1 protein-coding gene is annotated in these 847 nt (G+C 71.3%); it reads left to right on the plus strand.

Annotation, left to right across the window (positions count from 1 at the left end; all coding sequences use genetic code 11):
* Positions 1-34: 34 nt before the first annotated feature.
* A protein-coding gene (locus OXS27_RS32380; RefSeq protein ID WP_267361756.1) for an IS5 family transposase occupies positions 35-846 on the plus strand; the annotation gives its coding sequence in 2 pieces (ribosomal slippage) (positions 35-364 and positions 367-846; 810 coding nt in all).
* Position 847 lies beyond the last annotated feature (1 nt).

Here is an 847-nt window from a genome sequence, read left to right on the forward strand (position 1 = left end):
CGGGCACGGATCGGTTGGGCGGGCGTTGTTGAGCATGGCACGCCCGCTTCTGCCCGATGATCTCTGGAACGCGATCGCCCCGCTCCTTCCGCCGCCCCGGCCCCGTCCGAAGGGCGGGCGCCGTCCGATCGAGAACCGAGCGGCGCTGACCGGTATCCTGTTCGTGCTGCGCTCGGGCCTGCCCTGGGAGATGCTATCGGCGGAGATGGGCTGCGGCTGCGGGATGAGGTGCTGGCGCCGGCTTCGCGACTGGCGGGAGGCAGGGGTGTGGGCGCGCCTGCATCAGGTTCTGCTGGAGCGCCTGCACGCGGCGGGTGAGATCGACTGGAGCCGGGCGAGCCTGGACAGAGCGTCTGTCCCAGCGGGGACTCTGCCACCGCCGGCCCGAACCCGACCGACCGGGGCAAGCCGGGCACGAAGCGTCACCTCGTCACCGATGCGCGCGGCACGCCGCTCGGCTTCTGCCTGAGCGGGGCCAACCGGCACGACAGCCCGATGCTGGCCCCGACGCTCGACGCCATCCCGCCCCTGCGGAGCGGTCGACGGGGGCGGCTGCGCCAGCGGCCCGGCAAGCTGCACGCCGACAAGGCCTACGATGCCAAGCCCCGCCGCCAGGAGTGCCGGGCCCGCGGGATCGTGCCGCGCATCGCGCGCAAGGGCATTGAGAGCAGCGAGCCGCTCGGCCGCCATCGCTGGGTGGTCGAGCGCACCCACGCCTGGTTCAACCGGTTCCGCCGACTGCCCATCCGCTACGAGCGGCGTAGCGACATCTACGAGGCCTTCACAAGTCTCGCCGAAAGCCTCATCACCCTCAACCAAATCAAACGGTTCTGTGAGGCGCTCTAAG

The organism is Methylobacterium sp. GC_Met_3, from assembly GCF_026540775.1.
Taxonomy (GTDB): Bacteria; Pseudomonadota; Alphaproteobacteria; order Rhizobiales; family Beijerinckiaceae; genus Methylobacterium.